The sequence below is a fragment of the Acinetobacter terrae genome, from assembly GCF_002135195.1.
Lineage (GTDB): Bacteria > Pseudomonadota > Gammaproteobacteria > Pseudomonadales > Moraxellaceae > Acinetobacter > Acinetobacter terrae.
In genome coordinates this window covers 188093-205761 of sequence record NZ_NEGF01000001.1, presented here as the reverse complement: position 1 = coordinate 205761, position 17669 = coordinate 188093, and the positions used below count along the sequence as shown (strand labels likewise).

19 protein-coding genes, 4 tRNA genes, 2 pseudogenes and 1 riboswitch are annotated in these 17669 nt (G+C 40.7%); of the genes and pseudogenes, 4 read left to right on the top strand and 21 right to left on the bottom strand.

Features of this window, described 5'->3' with window-relative positions; genetic code table 11:
• Positions 1-232: 232 nt before the first annotated feature.
• The 5 genes from B9T23_RS01040 to rpoD form a co-directional block, all read right to left on the bottom strand.
• The gene (locus B9T23_RS01040; protein WP_086192534.1) at positions 233-1417 is read right to left on the bottom strand and encodes an iron-containing alcohol dehydrogenase; all 1185 of its coding nucleotides are present in this window, start codon (positions 1415-1417) and stop codon (positions 233-235) included.
• A 1-nt stretch (position 1418) separates the two neighbouring features.
• Positions 1419-1952 carry a hypothetical protein gene (locus B9T23_RS01035; RefSeq protein WP_067723986.1) on the bottom strand — a complete coding sequence of 178 codons (534 nt, stop codon included), beginning with the start codon at positions 1950-1952 and terminating at the stop codon, positions 1419-1421.
• A 77-nt stretch (positions 1953-2029) separates the two neighbouring features.
• Complete coding sequence (gene lipB, locus B9T23_RS01030) at positions 2030-2689, bottom strand: lipoyl(octanoyl) transferase LipB (protein ID WP_086192532.1); 660 nt, start codon at positions 2687-2689, stop codon at positions 2030-2032.
• A gap of 166 nt (positions 2690-2855) precedes the next feature.
• The gene (locus B9T23_RS01025; protein WP_067724198.1) at positions 2856-3143 is read right to left on the bottom strand and encodes a YbeD family protein; all 288 of its coding nucleotides are present in this window, start codon (positions 3141-3143) and stop codon (positions 2856-2858) included.
• A 115-nt stretch (positions 3144-3258) separates the two neighbouring features.
• The gene (gene rpoD / locus B9T23_RS01020) at positions 3259-5145 is read right to left on the bottom strand and encodes an RNA polymerase sigma factor RpoD (RefSeq protein ID WP_086192530.1); all 1887 of its coding nucleotides are present in this window, start codon (positions 5143-5145) and stop codon (positions 3259-3261) included.
• Between the two features lie 373 nt (positions 5146-5518).
• Between rpoD and B9T23_RS01015 the strand changes: the two genes are divergently transcribed.
• Both B9T23_RS01015 and B9T23_RS01010 read left to right on the top strand, forming a co-directional pair.
• The gene (locus tag B9T23_RS01015; RefSeq protein ID WP_067723989.1) at positions 5519-5728 is read left to right on the top strand and encodes a PA3496 family putative envelope integrity protein; all 210 of its coding nucleotides are present in this window, start codon (positions 5519-5521) and stop codon (positions 5726-5728) included.
• Between the two features lie 69 nt (positions 5729-5797).
• Positions 5798-6322, top strand: coding sequence for a YecA/YgfB family protein (locus tag B9T23_RS01010; RefSeq protein ID WP_067723990.1), 525 nt, complete (start codon positions 5798-5800; stop codon positions 6320-6322).
• 86 nt (positions 6323-6408) lie between these two features.
• On the opposite strand, the pseudogene B9T23_RS01005 reads toward B9T23_RS01010, so the two are convergent.
• The 4 genes and pseudogenes from B9T23_RS01005 to trhO all read right to left on the bottom strand — a co-directional run bounded on the left by B9T23_RS01005 (position 6409) and on the right by trhO (position 8989).
• Positions 6409-6821, bottom strand: a pseudogene (locus B9T23_RS01005) (ABZJ_00895 family protein).
• 29 nt (positions 6822-6850) lie between these two features.
• Complete coding sequence (locus tag B9T23_RS01000) at positions 6851-7468, bottom strand: DedA family protein (RefSeq protein WP_086192528.1); 618 nt, start codon at positions 7466-7468, stop codon at positions 6851-6853.
• A gap of 85 nt (positions 7469-7553) precedes the next feature.
• Positions 7554-7838 carry an FUSC family protein gene (locus B9T23_RS00995; RefSeq protein WP_086192525.1) on the bottom strand — a complete coding sequence of 95 codons (285 nt, stop codon included), beginning with the start codon at positions 7836-7838 and terminating at the stop codon, positions 7554-7556.
• Between the two features lie 218 nt (positions 7839-8056).
• Positions 8057-8989 carry an oxygen-dependent tRNA uridine(34) hydroxylase TrhO gene (gene trhO / locus B9T23_RS00990; RefSeq protein WP_086192522.1) on the bottom strand — a complete coding sequence of 311 codons (933 nt, stop codon included), beginning with the start codon at positions 8987-8989 and terminating at the stop codon, positions 8057-8059.
• A 204-nt stretch (positions 8990-9193) separates the two neighbouring features.
• Here trhO and B9T23_RS00985 point away from each other — a divergent pair, with 204 nt between their 5' ends.
• Positions 9194-9679 carry a DUF1289 domain-containing protein gene (locus B9T23_RS00985; protein ID WP_086192521.1) on the top strand — a complete coding sequence of 162 codons (486 nt, stop codon included), beginning with the start codon at positions 9194-9196 and terminating at the stop codon, positions 9677-9679.
• A gap of 62 nt (positions 9680-9741) precedes the next feature.
• A pseudogene (locus tag B9T23_RS00980) lies at positions 9742-10356 on the top strand (LysE family translocator).
• Between the two features lie 51 nt (positions 10357-10407).
• Here B9T23_RS00980 and ribB read toward each other — a convergent pair.
• From ribB to B9T23_RS00920, 12 genes are all read right to left on the bottom strand, one after another.
• Positions 10408-11067, bottom strand: coding sequence for a 3,4-dihydroxy-2-butanone-4-phosphate synthase (gene ribB, locus B9T23_RS00975; protein WP_086192518.1), 660 nt, complete (start codon positions 11065-11067; stop codon positions 10408-10410).
• A 94-nt stretch (positions 11068-11161) separates the two neighbouring features.
• A riboswitch (FMN riboswitch) is annotated at positions 11162-11325 on the bottom strand.
• Between the two features lie 149 nt (positions 11326-11474).
• Positions 11475-11855: an aspartate 1-decarboxylase gene (gene panD / locus B9T23_RS00970; protein ID WP_067723997.1), complete on the bottom strand. Its 381-nt coding sequence runs from the start codon at positions 11853-11855 to the stop codon at positions 11475-11477.
• 145 nt (positions 11856-12000) lie between these two features.
• Positions 12001-12582 (bottom strand): aminoacyl-tRNA hydrolase, encoded by a 582-nt coding sequence (gene pth, locus B9T23_RS00965; protein WP_086192516.1) that lies wholly within the window; start codon positions 12580-12582, stop codon positions 12001-12003.
• A gap of 18 nt (positions 12583-12600) precedes the next feature.
• The gene (gene rplY, locus B9T23_RS00960; protein ID WP_067723999.1) at positions 12601-12897 is read right to left on the bottom strand and encodes a 50S ribosomal protein L25; all 297 of its coding nucleotides are present in this window, start codon (positions 12895-12897) and stop codon (positions 12601-12603) included.
• 99 nt (positions 12898-12996) lie between these two features.
• Positions 12997-13950 carry a ribose-phosphate pyrophosphokinase gene (locus B9T23_RS00955; RefSeq protein WP_067724000.1) on the bottom strand — a complete coding sequence of 318 codons (954 nt, stop codon included), beginning with the start codon at positions 13948-13950 and terminating at the stop codon, positions 12997-12999.
• A gap of 36 nt (positions 13951-13986) precedes the next feature.
• A tRNA-Gln gene (locus B9T23_RS00950) sits at positions 13987-14061 on the bottom strand.
• Between the two features lie 91 nt (positions 14062-14152).
• Positions 14153-14227, bottom strand: a tRNA-Gln gene (locus B9T23_RS00945).
• A gap of 42 nt (positions 14228-14269) precedes the next feature.
• Positions 14270-14344: transfer RNA gene (locus tag B9T23_RS00940), tRNA-Gln, on the bottom strand.
• 27 nt (positions 14345-14371) lie between these two features.
• Positions 14372-14446: transfer RNA gene (locus tag B9T23_RS00935), tRNA-Gln, on the bottom strand.
• Position 14447: 1 nt separating this feature from the next.
• Complete coding sequence (ispE, locus tag B9T23_RS00930; protein WP_086192513.1) at positions 14448-15278, bottom strand: 4-(cytidine 5'-diphospho)-2-C-methyl-D-erythritol kinase; 831 nt, start codon at positions 15276-15278, stop codon at positions 14448-14450.
• Between the two features lie 22 nt (positions 15279-15300).
• Entirely contained in the window at positions 15301-15882 is a 582-nt protein-coding gene (gene lolB / locus B9T23_RS00925) for a lipoprotein insertase outer membrane protein LolB (protein WP_086192845.1), read from the bottom strand.
• A gap of 8 nt (positions 15883-15890) precedes the next feature.
• A complete protein-coding gene (locus B9T23_RS00920; RefSeq protein WP_086192844.1) occupies positions 15891-17603 on the bottom strand; it encodes a tetratricopeptide repeat protein in 1713 nt (570 codons plus the stop codon).
• Positions 17604-17669: the final 66 nt, after the last annotated feature.

The window sequence follows — 17669 nt, the reverse complement described above, 5'->3', positions numbered from 1 at the left end:
AGTCATGTTTATAAGGATCGTTTGAGACGAACGATCCCCCCTATACGAATAAAACAAAAGTGCGCCAATCTACTCTAGTTTGGTATCTTTTGCCAGTATCTTTATGAATTATTAATGCAGAAAATATGCCATTCGATATAAAAATCTAACTTTAATTTTCCACAAAGCAAAAGCCCGATGCTTAAAAAAACACCAGGCCAATTTTTTGCTATATTCGCTTATTTTTCAATATTTACCAAGCTTTTTTTAAGATCGCTTTTAAATCGCTTAAGCTTGCTTCTTTAGGGTTGTAAATAATAGAACCATCATTTAAAGCTTTTTCTGCCACTTCATCTAACTGTGCTTCAGATACCTTACCTGTTTCACGTAAAGTACGTGGTAACTTGGTTAGTGTATTTAAGCGATCTCGCATGGTCAAAATGGTTGCAATCGCTTTATCTGCACGTAAGTGAGCAGGTGTTTGGGCGTAAATATCGGGACCCGCTAAAGGAAGCAATAATTCTGCAATTTTATCGCCATTCACTTCTTTATTGTATTCGAGTACATAAGGAAGGAATAAGTTCATGCATAACCCATGCGGCAGATGCGCAACTGCACCTAAGGCATGTCCTAATGAATGCACTAGGCCTACCATTGAGTTAGAGAAGGCGATCCCTGCCATAGTGGAGGCTTGAGCCAATTCCAGACGACCAAACTCATCTGTGGGGTTATCCAGTACATTGAACAAACTGTTGCTGACTTTTTTGATTGCAGCAGTGGCATAGGCATCACTAATTGGATTTGCAGCCATACAGGTGTAGGCTTCAACCGCATGGGTCAATGCATCCATTGCAGTCATGGCGGTTAAATGCGGCGGTAAAGTTTGCGTCATGCGTGGATCAAGAATCGCTGCATGTGGCATCAGGTAATAAGATGCAAATGGCATTTTGACATTTTTTTCAAGATCCGAAACCACGGCAACCATCGTTACTTCTGAACCGGTGCCTGAAGTCGTTGGAATCACGAAAAATGGTTTTAACGGTTTTGGAAGATTGTGCGCACCTGAGAACTTCAGTAAGTCATCACCACCTTCAGTCACCAGAATATTGGTCGCTTTGGAAGTGTCAATCACCGAACCACCACCCACTGCAATAATCGCATCACAGTTATTCTCGCGATACGCTTTTGCTGCATTTCGAACAGTTTGTACGCTTGAATCGGGTGGGACATCATCAAAAATATAACCAATCACCGCATCGGTAGATTCAAATGCAGCTTCGATCGGAACCAGTAAATTATTTGCGCGTACACCTTTATCGGTAATAATCAATGGGCGTTTTGCACCCAAAGTCGCAAGTTCAAATGGAATGTGTTCTAACGCGGCATGACCTGCGATGACTTTTACTGGGCAGAAAAATTCGTAATAAGGCTTAGCCATGTTATGCACTCCGTTTAAAATAAGATTGAGCTAGTTTCAAATAAATATTTGCAGCTCCAGTGAGTTTTTGTTTTAGGCTCAATTCAGTTGGATATTGTTTTACAGCAAGCTCAGCCAGGAGTTTAGGTAAAATCAGCGATTCCATTTTATTTAAGCAACGGACCAGACGAATCGCGAAAGAAATATCGCCATCGGCAATCATGCGGTCATGGGCAAAGGCTTGTGCAGTACTTTCCTGAAAAGAAAACACTAAAAAAGCATGCGTTAAGTGCTTAAAAGTAATGGTTAAATCAGGCTTGATATCTACAGATTGGAGTAATTTTAATTGATGGTCTTCCGTGACTTTCGCAATAAAAGCCGGGCCATTGGGAAATACTTTCATCGATAGAACAAAACCGACAGGGAAGTTGGAAACTTCCTGTTTTACTTCGTCATCGACTTGACTCGCCATTACCAGACCTCTGCCAATCACATCCATCATGAGTTTGACATAGGTCAGTTGTAAAGCGGGCTTTACGGATTTGGTTGAAATCACTCGCGCATCCCTTATCTAAAAAATATTTTATTAGTTTAGAGTAAATACTCTAATTTATTTTTATGTCAAAAGCAAAGTTATTGTTGCATGACTTGGACTTGATTAAAGTAACCGCTGTTGTCTAAAGTTTCAATGATATCTGTACATAAATCATTAAAGTGCGGATAGTTTGGAACCAAGTCCATGACACGAACCATTTCCATTCCTGCATAACCACATGGGTTAATGGTATGGAAGCCAGATAGGTCGCAATCAATATTTAGAGCCAAGCCGTGATAGCTGCGTCCTTTACGGATTTTAAAGCCTAAAGAACCAATTTTACGTTCTGCGACATATACCCCGGGCGCATCCGGTTTGGCATAGGCTTCAATCTCGTATTTCTTGAGCAGTTCAATCATTAAGTTTTCGGCATAAGACACTAAAGTGCGGACATTCCAGCCTAAACGGTTTAGGTCAAACATGAAGTAGGCAACCAGTTGACCCGGACCATGCCAAGTCACTTGACCGCCGCGATCGGTTTGCACCACAGGAATGTTACTGGGCATCAGAATATGTTCAGGCTTTCCTGCTTGACCTTGAGTTAAAACCTCATGATGTTGCAAAATCCACAGTTCATCTGGGGTGTTTTCATCACGGTTTTCAGTCAGGCTTTTCATGTCCTGAAAACGATCGAGATAGGGTGTGAGCTGGTTAAATTGACGAATAATAAGCGTTGGTTTTAGAACAGCATCAGTCACGTAAAGTGCGTCCTTAAAAAGTTTAAATATTGTGAATGATTATAATGAAATCAGGGTGGGATAGGGGACGATCACCCACGTGATTTGCCATTTTTATTGGAAGGGACTCAACAGTTTTTTGTAGTTATAAAAAAACACGCTTCTTGGCGTGTTTTTTTAATTTTTCTTAAAGTGCTGTTTTAATCAATGGACATGCGGCTAAATCGGCATACAGCGCATGAACTTGTTCAAGCTCCAAGAAAAGCAGTTGTGCAGTTAAAGAGTGATATTTACCTGTGCGAGAAGCTTGAATCTTAATACTCGTGCTATCAAAGTCAGGGAAGTGTTTCACTAAAATTTCTACAACAGCGACATGTAAGTCATCACTTGCTTCACCAATCAGTTTGATTGGATAATCCATAGGGAAAACCCAGAGATCTTCTCGAAGTTCGCGAGATGGCGTACGGTCTAACATGGTCATAGTAGTCCCCTTATATCAAACGCCTGCATGAATGCAGGCGTTGTATGTCTTAAGAATATAGATGGGGATGCTCGATTTGTTTTCAAGCCCCCATCGGTATCATCAAGAATTAGTCATTTTCTAAGAATGAACGCAAGTGTTCAGAACGAGAAGGATGGCGTAATTTACGTAATGCTTTGGCTTCAATCTGACGGATACGCTCACGTGTTACATCAAATTGCTTACCCACTTCTTCCAAAGTATGGTCGGTTGGCATATCAATACCAAAACGCATTTTCAAGACTTTCGCTTCACGTTCAGTCAAGTTTTCAAGCACTTCACGAGTCGCTTCTTTTAAACCTTCTGAAGTTGCAGCATCAATTGGAGATGTGATGTTGCCATCTTCAATGAAGTCACCAAGATGCGAATCTTCATCATCACCAATCGGCGTTTCCATAGAAATCGGCTCTTTGGCAATTTTGAGTACTTTACGCACTTTAACTTCGTCCATTTCCAGACGTTCGCCCAATTCTTCAGGAGTCGGTTCACGACCCATTTCTTGAAGAAGCTGACGCGATACACGGTTAATCTTGTTAATGGTTTCGATCATGTGTACCGGAATACGAATGGTACGTGCTTGGTCGGCAATAGAACGGGTAATCGCCTGACGAATCCACCAAGTTGCATAGGTCGAGAATTTATAACCACGACGGTATTCAAACTTGTCTACGGCTTTCATCAAACCGATGTTACCTTCTTGAATCAAGTCAAGGAATTGCAAGCCGCGGTTGGTATATTTCTTCGCAATCGAAATAACCAGACGCAAGTTTGCTTCAACCATTTCTTTTTTCGCGCGGCGTGCTTTGGCTTCACCAATCGACATGCGTTTAGAAATGTCTTTAATGCCTTTAACATCAAGACCAAGTTCTTTTTCGATGTCTGCAATCTTTTGTTGGAATGCAAGCACATCTGGACGTACTTTTTCTAAATAAACTTTTTGCTCAGCAGGTGCTTTTGCAATTTGTTCATCTAACCAGGCCGGATTTGATTCTTGACCCGGGAACGAAGTACGGAAATGGTTACGATCCATACGACCGCGACGTACTGCATAACGCATCACTTCACGTTCAGAAGTACGAATTTGTTCATGCGTACCACGGATCATTTCTGAAATGATGTCGAATAAACGCGGGGTAAACTTGAACATCATGAACACGGTTGCAAGTGCTTGCTGCGCTTCTTCAGCCTGTTTGCTATCGCGACCATGCTTTTCAATGGCAATTTTGGTTAGTTTCCACGCATTTTCCAATTCGGTGAAACGAACACGGGCAATTTCTGGATCTGGACCTGACTCGGCTTCAGAATCATCATCACTTTCAGCTTCTTCTTCTTCGTCATCATCCAGTTTTACATCTTTAGTTGTTTTAGTCGCAGCTGCAGCTTCTTCAACAACAATTTCAGCTTCTTCTAAAACTTCTGGAATTTCTTCATCAGATTCTGGGTCTAAATAACCAGATAAAATATCAGCAAGACGACGTTCACCTTCGGCAACATCGTTATATTCTTTTAATACAACTTCAACTGCATTTGGCCAATACGCAATAGAGTGAAGAACGTCACGAATACCTTCTTCAATGCGTTTAGCAATGCTAATTTCGCCTTCACGTGTTAAAAGTTCAACCGTTCCCATTTCACGCATGTACATACGTACTGGATCAGTGGTACGACCAGGTTCGCTTTCAACTGAAGCAAGAACAGCTGCCGCTTCTTCTTCAGCGACTTCATCGGTTGCTTCCGCATTGTTACCGTCGAACATGGTGTCATCAGATTCAGGCGCACGTTCATGCACTGGAATGCCGACGTCTTGAAGCATTTGAATAATGTCTTCAATCTGTTCGCTTTCCGTAATCGAGTCTGGGAGATGATCGTTAACTTCAGCGTAAGTTAAGTAACCTTGCTCTTTGCCTCGGCTAATCAGAGCCGCTACTTGCGAAGTAGGGGAAGTTATATCGCTCATCTTTGCTTACTCTTCATTGAATCTGTGGCAGTGAAAAACCGTGCATGATAGCACAATTCGCTTAAAATAGTTTTGAATTGATTGCTCAAGTATCATTTGGAAAGATGACTTTGATTTAACAATTGTTTTCAATATTGGGTTGGAATTTTTTTTTTCAAGTCCATTGAATGGATTGCATTGGAAATATAATCGCTTTTCTGTATGCGTCATGATGGAAATTATACATCCTCATAAATATACAATTTCAGGGTCAAAAAACAAGAGTAAATTGAGTTTGTTATATAAAAAAATTAAAAAAAACTTGACAAGAATTCGGAACAAAGATAAATAGCGCCTAGACCCATTCACTTTTTTTCACCATGAGGTAGTTTTAGTGTCTTCTACAGATTTTGAACTAGACGATAGCTTCAGTGATGATGATGTTAGCTTTGATGAAGCCTCAAGCAAAATTAGTGCTAAAGAGTCTTTGGAAAAACGTCGTCTCATTGATGACCTTCTCGCACAACGTCGTTTGGAGCGTGAACTGAAAGATTTTGATTATGATCTGGATGATGACGACGACTTTGACGATGAAGAAGACTAAATTGTGATTTAGCATAGCCGGCTAAAATGCTATGCTATCCGCAGTTATTTTACTGAACTTGGATTTTAAATGAGTGCTTTAGATTTAGACTTATTGAGCGAATATCTAGACGGCGACCAAAATGAACATGGTCTAGATTTTGCGGCAACTCATGGTTTTTTATGTGCAACTGCTGTTGGACCAACTTTTGATAAATGGCTCGATGAACTTTTCGATAACAATCAAAAGAAAGTTCCTGCTGAAATGATTGCACAAGTAAAAGCATGGTTAGAAGCAATTCGTCAAAACTTAGCCAATGAAGAAGGAATCGAATTTCCTTTTGAAATTGAAGAAGCTGATGTTGAATCAAGTTTAGGCGACTGGAGTGTTGGCTTCGTTGATGCAATGTTCTTAAACGAAGATGCTTGGTTCACACCTGAACATGAAGAACAGTTGGTAGATTTAACTTTACCAATGATGGTCTTTAGTGGTGTGGATGACGAAGACCCACAAATGGAATCTTTCCGTCGCAATGGTCAGCTTATGGACGAAATTGCTGAGGAAATTCCAGAAAACTTAAATGAAATTTATTTGATGTATCACACACCAAACTAATTCAAATAAGTTGTAAAAAAGCACCTTTAATGGTGCTTTTTTTATGCGCGGATTTTCATCATTGGCAGGGCGCTTCAGTGAAAGACTTATTTTTGCTTACTGAGGGAATATCGGGCATAGCCATTATAGGCAATATAAAAGATCAGCCCGTGTAGCGCATAGCGCCAGCCATCAGGAATGAATAGCTGGCTCTCCCGGCATGACCTAAGGTTATCAGAATTTCCTCAGCACGTGGATGCATAAAAATGAGCACAAACATCATGATAAAGCCAATGGTCATGGCGACTACTGTTGATCCCCAAACCAGTGTGTTTTTTTCTTTGTTGTTCGGTAAGCGTTGTTCTTTTTTGACAAAATGTCTGGCACTCAGAAAGGCAGAAGCAATCAGGCCAGGTAGCAGGGTGATGGCTCCGAGCTTTAGACCATAAATCAATATGCTGACCAGCACGATCAAGGCAATACTATAAACGACTGCAAAATATTTAAGATAATGCGACATCGTTTTAGTCTCCTGATGAGAACCTGTAATCAGGATGGACGATTTTTACCTTGATGTCTACGGTATAGAATCCAGATAATCATGGCGATGACAACGATAATAATAAAATGGCTGACTTGGCTAAAAATATTCTGCATCAAGGCTTGGTTTTCGCCAAAATAAAAACCTACACAAGCTAAGAATGTCGTCCAGATAATTGTACCTAGACTACTGTAGAACATGAATTTCCAGAAAGGCATGTGGCTCATGCCAGCAGGGATGCTAATCAACGAACGAACTGCTGGAATCATGCGGCCAAAGAAGACAATCCTGTGACCATAGTGCTCAAACCAGTCCAAAGATTTTTTGACATCTGGTGATTTTATAAAAAGATATTTGCCATAGCGATCTACAAAACGAAAAATACTGTCATGATTAAACTTATAGCCAATCCAATAGAGTATAGCGGCCGCAACCAGAGAGCCTATACAACCCGCGATAATCACGCCAACTAAAAGTAGCTCCCCTTGTGATGCAGAATAGCCAGCGGACGGCATAATGATTTCAGATGGGATGGGAGGGAAAATATTGTCGAGGAACATGAGCAGGGCAATACCAAGGTAGCCCAATTGCTCCATAATGGAAATAATCCACTCAGTCAGATTCATAAGTTTATAAAAATAATAGTGATATCTGAACTATCCTAAAGTTTATTTATTATAGGGTAAAGTAAAGCCAAGTAATTAAATTTGCTTATTCTTGGCTATGTACCAGTGTATGAATGTAGACCTTTCTTAAGCTATACGACAGTGCGAAAGGAATCGCGCTGAGCATTGCATATTCAAACAGATTGGGTTTTAAGTGATAGGCAATAAATATAGATAAAATACTACCAATGACAGCACCTAAAATCACAATAAAAAGATGTGATTCTTGCTCTAAAACCATTTTTATTTCTTCTATTTTTTGATGGTTTTTTTCACGAATAAGGTGAACACGCTTCGCATAATTGACTGAACGGCTAATTGATCTTGGCATAATTTAACTCCTTTTTCACGTTATATATTAACTTTTCACGTTAAAAATTAATGGGTTATAGTTTTATTCTAATTTTAACTACCAGATTATCAAATTATTTGAGACTTAGCATGCATTAATGGTGAAACTTGGTGATCTTTTCTTATCTATTGTTTATTTTGGGTAAATAAAAAGCCCTCTTGTGAGGGCTTTTTATATATAACTTTACAAATCAGAGATTACAGACGTTTGCGTTTAGCTGCTGCAATTTGAGACTGACGCATGCGGAAACCGGCTTTTTGTTGCTCTGTGGTTTTTTCGATGCAGTATTTGCACGATACACCATGTTCGTAACTTGGAAGTTCAGCTTCTTCAGGAAGTAAAGGCCATCCACATGCATGACACTTAATGTTCTGACCTTCCTCTACACCATGGGTAACCGCAGTACGACCATCAAATACGAAACATTCGCCTTCCCACATACTTTCTTCAACAGGCGTTTCTTCCAGGTATTTTAAAATACCGCCTTTCAGATGATAAACTTCATTAAAGCCTTCTTGAAGCAATAACGAAGTTGATTTTTCACAACGAATACCACCTGTACAGAACATCGCAATTTTCTTGTCTTTATGTTGTGCAAGGTTTTCTTTTACATATTCTGGGAATTCACGGAAAGTTTCAGTTTTAGGGTCAAGAGCACCTTTGAATGTGCCTGCTTTATATTCGTAGTCATTACGCGTATCCACCAGGATCACGTCATCACGTGCAATCAGTTCGTTCCATTCTTTAGGATCTAGGTAGTGACCGACTAGGTCGCGTGGTTTAACTTCCACACCTAAAGTCACAATCTCTTTTTTGAGCTTGATTTTCATTTTACGGAAAGGTTTTTCATCGCTATGAGATTCTTTGTACTCCATAGCATTAAAGCCTTCATTCAAAAGAAAGGCATGAATTTGATCAACCGCTTGTCGATCCCCAGCCACAGTACCGTTAATACCTTCACCGGCTACAATTAGAGTTCCACACAAGTTAATGCTGTTGACCAAGTCTAAAAGACGTTGTTGAAGATCGGCAGGATCTTGAACTTCTTTAAATTGATATAGTGCTGCAACAACCCAACTTGTGGTCGCTTGCTGTTCTACAGGTGCAAGCTGTTCTACAGTAGCATTCATGGAATACTCCAAATGTATTATGATAGGACAAAATTCAAGGCGCGTATTTTAACGTGAATTGTATGAATAAGCGAGAAAACCATAACTAAAATATGGTTATTGAGCGAAAGATGCCGATATAGGCTGTTATTGATCAAATCGATCTTTAGTTAAAAGCGTTTGTTAGATAATTTTATTGATTTTTAAATTGTGTAGGAGTGTGTTTTGAGTACTGACCGTCGAATTGCTTCTTTGACCCCATGTGCAGGGCGTTGTTCTACGGTATTTGGTGATTCAGTATGCCGTGGTTGCCGTCGCTTTAACCATGAAGTGATTCAGTGGAATACATACACGCCTGAACAGCACACTGCGGTGTGGAAGCGTCTGGATGCGCAACTGGATCAAATTTTGGTACCGATGTTGCCGCATGCTGATTTGCGCCATGTGGAGGGCTTTGTCTTATCTAAACGGGTTCGCTTACGTGATGATGCCTCCAAAGGTCGCAAGCTTTATCATGCACTTAAAATTTGTGAGAAGAATAAAAATTTAGCCGAAGAAAGTGGTTTGGGTATTCAGGGTAAACAGGTAAAACCACTCTGGCAGGAATTTGAACGTCGGGTACTGGCTTTGGCTACAGCAAGTTATGATTTCGCTTTTTTACGTGCCGATGGTATTAGCCATAATTTATTACAGATGATGGAAGAAGATTAAACACATCATTTTTATTTGAAATTTTAAAAAAAATTAAAAGTGATTGTTAAAGAGTCTAAAAAGTGCATCTCGCAGAATACCTCTTGTACTGCATGGATGTCGTCATCATGATTGTGACCCCATGGACCAGTCATGATGTTGATCGTAAATGAAGGCTAAAAGGAGTGGATCGCAAAGCCTTGCAAACGATATTTGGCACCAACTTTGCCTTGCTAATTTTAATCACTGTTTCCATTTTGGTTCTGAACGGTTTTCTGGATATTAATGAGCAGTGGTTTAACGGCATTAAAATTCTAGGTTGTTTGTATATTGCTTATCTACGCTTTCAAATTTTAAAAGAAGTTTTGTTTTCTAAAGAAGATGAATCAGCGTCGTAATTAAAATCCAAATCAATGAATGGTGGTTTTAAACAGGGGGGGGGCTATATTTCTAATCCTAAAGATATTATTTTCTTTGCTGCATTTTTCCCGCAGTTCATACAGATCACGCCTTAGTTGAATATCAGTCTTGGGATTCTGACTCTGAGCTGGATCGTGCTGGATTTTGCCACTTTATCGGTGGTTTATTTGAGCTTTAATCGTTTATCTAAATCTAAGATTTACAGTAAATTGCTGGCGACTTGGGGTGCAATACTCATTTTAATTGCGGTATATGGTGTGTATTCCACATGGTTGTAAAAGTTTTGAATAATAAAAAGCCCCGCGTAGGGGGCTTTTATTTTTTTAATCTTAAAGATTATGTGCTAAGCGATACTGCACAATTTCTTCAATGGTAATCACGGTTAAATGATGAGTTTGCGCGTAAGATAGAACTTGAATACCAGACGCCATGGTGCCATCAGGATTGGTTAATTCACACAAAACACCTGCAGGTTTTAAACCTGCTAAACGTGCTAAATCAATCGTACCTTCAGTATGCCCACGACGGGTGAGTACACCACCGTTACGGGCGCGTAAAGGGAAGACATGACCTGGACGGTTCAAGTCACTTGCGATCGCACCATCTTTAATGGCTGCTTTCACCGTAGTTGTTCGGTCTTTTGCTGAAACGCCAGTTGTTACATCTTTCGCCGCTTCGATGGTTACGGTAAATGCTGTTTTAAACTGACTTGAGTTGTCAGTCACCATCGGTGGGAGTTGCAAATGATTGGCTAATTCATCGGTTAAGCATAAGCAAACAATACCTGAACCATCACGAATCATACGTGCCATGGTTTCAACAGTTAGTGTTTCTGCCGCAACAATGAGATCGGCTTCATTTTCACGGTCAAAGTCATCCATCACCAAAACCGGTTTGCCTTGGCGGATATCTTCTAATGCTTTTTGGATACGTTGTTCAGCTGGAGGAAGGGCTGAAAAGAAAATTTCGGGTTGAATCAAACTAGACATTGAAACGCTCTCGTAAAATAAAAATACGGTTGAACATTTCAGGACTGATGCAGAAATGGGGTCGCAGCGATATATCAAATATAAATATCCGTTACGTCGTCTTCTTTCATCCGGACTATACCGTCGGCTTTGGTTTCTCACCAAATCTGCGAGTCAATCTTTTAATAAAAATTGACAAGCTCGTGGGCTGATTCAGTCATTGCGCATGCAAGCTGAATTTACCACCGGTGGGGAATTTCGCCCCGCCCTGAAGCGATGTGCAATTATTATAGACTTGTTTTAAATCAAGGTCGCAGCTTTCTATAGATCAATCAGTCATATCGATAGTAATTATGTGAATAATAAAGTTAAAATCAGCAGGCAATAAAAAAGCCCGCATAAGGCGAGCTCTTTAATATCTTTAAATTTTAAGCCACTTGAACAGGAATACAGTTCGCAGTGTGATTTACAGTATTGTTTGGGTTGGCATAAACAAGACGTGGTTTATGTGCATTCGCTTCAGCTTCAGTGAAATCACCAAATGTTGCGATAATCATCAGATCGCCAACATCAGCTTGAAGAGCAGCACCGCCATTGACTGAAATAATGCCTGAGTTTTCTTCACCACGAATTGCATAAGTGGTAAAACGCTTACCATTAGTCACGTTCCACATATGAATTTCTTCATATTCGCGGATACCGGCCAAATCCAATAGCACGCCGTCAATTGCACAAGAACCTTCATAATGTAATTCTGCTTGTGTAACGACACAACGGTGAATTTTAGCTTTTAATAAACGAGATAGCATGGCTAGCGTCTCCTTAGTGGGCCTAAGATTTTATCTTATGGTTAAATCAAATCACTTCTTACTGGATCAGTAATCCGCAGAAAACGCATTTTGCTCCGAAATAAGCAACATGGCAAGAAGGATTGTTCAACAATTTATGGAATAATCAGTTCGGTTTATAAGCATTGATTTGATTCATGGCTTGCTGTATGTCACCGTTTACCAGCAATTTAATGCGAGATAAAGCGTGAGCAATGGCATCATCGATTAAATCTTGTTCGCTGCTAGGCGCTTTGCTGAGTACATGTCCGGATACACGTTCTTTTTCACCAGGATGACCAATACCAATACGTAAACGATGGAAATTAGAACCTAGATGCGGAACGATATCGCGTAAACCGTTATGACCACCGTGACCACCACCTGTTTTTAGGCGAATTACACCGGGATTCATATCCAGCTCATCATGCGCAATCAGCATCGTTTCTGGGGCAACTTGATAGAATTTTGCGAAGGGCACAACACTTTTGCCAGAGGCATTCATAAAGGTTGTGGGTAAAAGCAGACGAACGTCTTGACCTTCAATATTACCGCGACCGCTGATTCCGTAGAATTTAGGATCGGCTTTGAGGGAAATGCCATATTGTTCTGCAAGGCGTTCAACGAACCAGAAGCCTGCATTATGGCGGGTTTGGGCGTATTCCTTACCAGGATTGCCCAAACCGACAATTAGCGAAAGTTTTGACACTAATTATACCGTTAACACTTATGCGCGTTTAAAGTCAGCGTGCATTGGAGTGTTTTTAGCTGGGTGACGTTGTAAAGCTTGGATTTTAACGCTTTCAACTTTATCGCCCACTTGAATTTCAATTACTTCTTCAAAGAAAGAATTGTCTTCAAGAAATTTAACAAGTTGACGAAGTTCTAAAGTAACAGTTACAGGAGCAGCTTCGCCACCGTAAATGATTGCTGGAACTTTGTTTTCTAGACGAAGGCGGCGGCTCGAACCTTTCCCTTGTACTGATTCGTCACGAGCTACTGCATTTAATACGAAGTTTGCCATGATGACATTTCCTCATTGAGTTTAATTGACTGAACCTTCGACCAGTTCAGTGATAGAAAGCCCCACCAGAGGGCAGGGCTTTTAAAATTTAGCGCTGTATTATAGATAACTATCGAACATTGCGCTAATAGATTCTTCGTTGTTAATACGACGAATTGTCTCAGCAACCATACCAGCTACTGAAACTTGGCGAATCTTACCAAGTTCTAATGCTTCTTGAGAAAGAGGAATAGTATCTGTTACGACAAGTTCGTCGAGTACAGAATTTTTCAAATTCTCAAGGGCTTTACCAGAAAGTACAGGGTGAGTTGCATAGGCAACAACACGGCGAGCACCAAATTGTTTCAGTGCATCAGCAGCTTTACACAAAGTACCAGCAGTATCCACCATGTCATCCACGATTACGCAGTCACGATCTTTCACATCACCAATCAAATGCATCACTTGTGATTCATTTGCTTTTTGACGACGTTTATCAATGATTGCGAGATCGATATCACCCATTTGCTTAGCTACAGCACGTGCACGAACTACACCGCCAACGTCTGGAGAAACAACCATAAGATTATGGTGTTGCTGTTGACGAAGATCAGCAAGTAACGCAGGAGTACCGTAGATATTGTCTACAGGGATGTCGAAGAAACCTTGAATCTGGTCAGCATGAAGGTCGATCATTACAACGCGGTCAATACCTACAGTTGTCAGCATATCTGCTACAACTTTTGCAGTGATTGGCACACGGCTTGAACGAGGACGACGATCTTGACGAGCATATCCGAAGTAAGGAATGACAGCAGTAATACGACCTGCGCTTGCACGACGTAAAGCATCGGCCATAACGAGGACTTCCATAAGGTTGTCATTCGTTGGGGCACAAGTAGGCTGTACGAGAAATACGTCTTTACCACGAACATTTTCAGTAATTTCGACAGCAATTTCACCGTCAGAAAAATGACCTACAGATGCTGCACCTAAAGGAATGTGCAGGTGGCTTACGACTTTTTGGGCGAATTGTGGATGTGCAGTTCCACTAAAAACGACAAGATTGGGCATGAAGCACCCTTGGCGGTTGGAATGTTTGAAAATAGATGGCAGGGGCGGCTGGATTCGAACCAACGGATGCCGAGATCAAAACCCGGTGCCTTACCACTTGGCGACGCCCCTAATGCGGCAGAACTTTAATATTTTTACTGTTCTATGTCAAGGTAAATTAACAAATGAACATGCAAACTCTGTTCTGTCTTTTTTGAGAAAATGGCAGGGGTAGCTGGATTCGAACCAACGGATGCCGAGATCAAAACCCGGTGCCTTACCACTTGGCGATACCCCTAAATTTGACCACTGTAATGTTTATTTAAACCACTGGTTTAAATGGCAGGGGCGGCTGGATTCGAACCAACGGATGCCGAGATCAAAACCCGGTGCCTTACCACTTGGCGACGCCCCTAATACAGTAATCTACAGATGAAAATGATGGCAGGGGCGGCTGGATTCGAACCAACGGATGCCGAGATCAAAACCCGGTGCCTTACCACTTGGCGACGCCCCTATCATATAACCTTGAAATGACGTAATGGTGATTCATTTAAACTATTGACCAAGTAAGCTTTACAAGGTGAATGAGCTAAAATCTCATCAATATTCATATCAGAAGTTACTTCAGTAAAAACACAAGCACCTGTACCTGTAAGTTTTGCAATACCGAACTGGTCTAAATACTGCATCGCTTCATTCACTTCAGGATATAGACTTCTTGCCAAAGGCTCAAAGTTATTTCCAAAATTAAATGGCGTTAACTGATAGGCGCAAAATTTAGTAGGCTTCGTGTCTCTTGTCAACGTTTTTTGTGAAAAAAGCAGTTGAGTGCTGATAAAACAGTCAGGTTTTAACACAATGTATTGTTTTTGATCTAAGTCTATGAATGTTAAGTGTTCACCAATGCCTTCTGCCCATGCATTACGACCATGTACAAAAATCGGAACATCGGCACCGAGTTTTAGACCTAACTCAGCCAATTGTTCAATATTTAGACCGCACTGCCACAATTGATTCACCACAATCAGGGTGGTGGCAGCATTGGAGGAGCCACCTCCGAGTCCTGCACCCATCGGAATGTTCTTTTCGATGGTAATTTTTAAACCAGTTGGCTTTGTTGCAAAGGGTTTTAAAATTTGTGTGGCCTTAAAAATTAAGTTTTGTCCTAAATCCACACTACTCAAGCCATCAATTGAAATCGTCAAGTCATCCGTTTGGGTGAATTCCAACCAATCAGTTAAATCAATCAGTTGGAAAATACTTTGCAATTCATGATAGCCATTGTCACGACGACCTGTGATATGCAAAAAAAGATTGAGCTTGGCAGGAGAGGGAACACGAATCATAGAATTTTGAACTTTTTAAGATTTAGCGATTTTGAATGACCATTGTAATACGGTTTTCCTGACCGGATTCAAGAGTCTGCTTCAAAATCAATTTATTCGGTAATTGCGCTTGAGCGTTATAGCTGAGGTTAACAGTCCAGCCATCTTCCAAAAACTGGATTGGGCGATTGCTTTCATCCTTGCTGATTTTCGCTTGTGTGGTTGCAGGTTTGGCTTGAACCCAATCCACCAGATGGGTGATCGGTGCTTGCCAGCCAGTGGCACGCTGCAGTAATTCTTCTGGAGTTTCAGCTTGGATGAGTCCAGTTTTGGCACTGTTTAAGGTGACCTGGCCTGGAGTGCCTGAAATTTGCGTTTTACCCACACCTAAAATTCCGCTTAACTCGATGTCAAATTCATCCTGTTGTTGTACCCAGGTGAAAAATGCACTGCCAGATTGTCCCGGTGTTTTTACCCCAATTTTACCCTGCAGGTTAAAATTGTTTGCTGCTTCAGGTATTTGGGAAACGCTTGGAGCTTGAGGTTGCGTAAATTGTTGGCAACCTGTCAGAACTAGTGTGCTTGTGGCGATCAGGGTTAAGCTGAATTTTGAAAAAATACGCATAAAGATCATTAACTCTTTTTCATCTGTGGCGGTAACAATAACGATTTCAGTTGCTCTAATTGAGGATCATTGGGGTGTTTTTTTTGTAATTGTTGTAACACATGATTAAATTTTGTCAGATCACCTTGCATGTATAGCGCTTTTGCATAGCGCACACCAATTTTAACACTTTGACTCATCTCATACGCTTTTTCTAAAACCAGCGCGGAGGTCTTAAAGTCGTTTTGTAAAAAGGTGATATAGCCGAGCGTATCTAAAATCGAAGCTTGTTCTGGTGCAAATTCCAAAGCATGTTCAACATACTGTCTGGCTTCATCTAGTCGTCTGTTTTGTAACGCTAGTGTATAGGCGTAAGCATTTAGATAAGTTGGGCTGTTTGGCTCAATTTCCAGTAATTTTTTCAATAATTTATCAAGCTTATCTTGATCCTGATAAGCGTCGAGCAAAAGTACTTCTGAATAGATCAGTTCAGGGTCGTCAGGGATGTTTTTGATGGCCTCATCGAGCAGGCGCATGGCTGCTTTTTTATTGCCCATACGTTTTAGAATATCGGCCTGAGCCTGATACAAGAAACTGGCATGTTGAGGGTAATTTACCCGTTCTTGGGTTAAAAACCGTAGCGCATCGCTAAGCTGTTTTTGCTCTGAAAAAATATTAATCATGTTTCGGCGTGAAACAGTGTAGAGACTGCCATCCACCAGGCGATAATAGGCTTTTGCAGTTTCAAAATGTTGCTTTCTTTCGGCATTCACGGCTAAGTAATAATAGGCTTCGTTTTGATATTGATTAGAATATCGAAGCTCAACTAAAAACTTTTCCGCCTTTTCATATTCTTCCAAATCGATACTGGTTAAGCCTGCAATGAACAGGGCTTCTTCCTCATGTGGCCATTTCTTGAGAATGTTTTCGAGTTTATCCAGGGCTTCCTTGGATTTATTAATTTTAATCAGATACTTAATTTCAGCCAAGCGAACTTCTAGATTGGATTTATGTTTACGACTGGATTTGTCATACCATTTTAGGGTGGCTTCTTCATCACCTAAAGCACTGAGTAAATTGGCTTTCATTAAGATGAAGCCAGTGACTTTTGGGCGTTTTTTAAGCGCACGATTAACCGTGAGAAGCGCTTGCTCTAACTGTCCATTTTGCGCTTCCAAGCCTGAAATCAGTATCAAGACAGATGGGTTGTCCCGTTCTTTACTTTTGCTTAAAGCATCCAGTAGAACTTCTCGGTCTTCAGGTTGTTCCGGTGCAATTCCGACCAGGATCTTTTCCAAGTCTGCATTGGGGTCAATATTTAAAATTTTATCGAGTGTTTCGGATGCCAGTTCATACTCATGCGATTTCAGGGCAATATGTGAAAGATAAAATAAAGCCGGAACATCTGTAGGTTCCTGAACCACCCAATGTGTTGCAATATCGAGCGCAGCTTTCAAGTCATTTTGTTCCAGTGCAACATTTAAAGCACGCTGTTTAACCGTGGTTGAGCTGCTTTTAATTGCAAGCACGGTGTAGTTATGCAATGCTGTTGGAACGTCGTGATAGGTCAGTGCAAACTCGGCAATCATGCTTTGTTTTATGGCATTATAGTTTGAATTGACATGATAAATTTCTCCGGATGCTCTAATATGAGCACTCGAAGCCATGCTACCCACAAGTAAGAATGTGGTAGAATATTGCTTAATTGTCGCGCCGCTTATTCGGCTATTTGTTTGACGCAATTTTTCTTGATCCAAGTAATGCTTTTTATGACACCAATATTGCACAATAGCATAAATTTAGCGAAA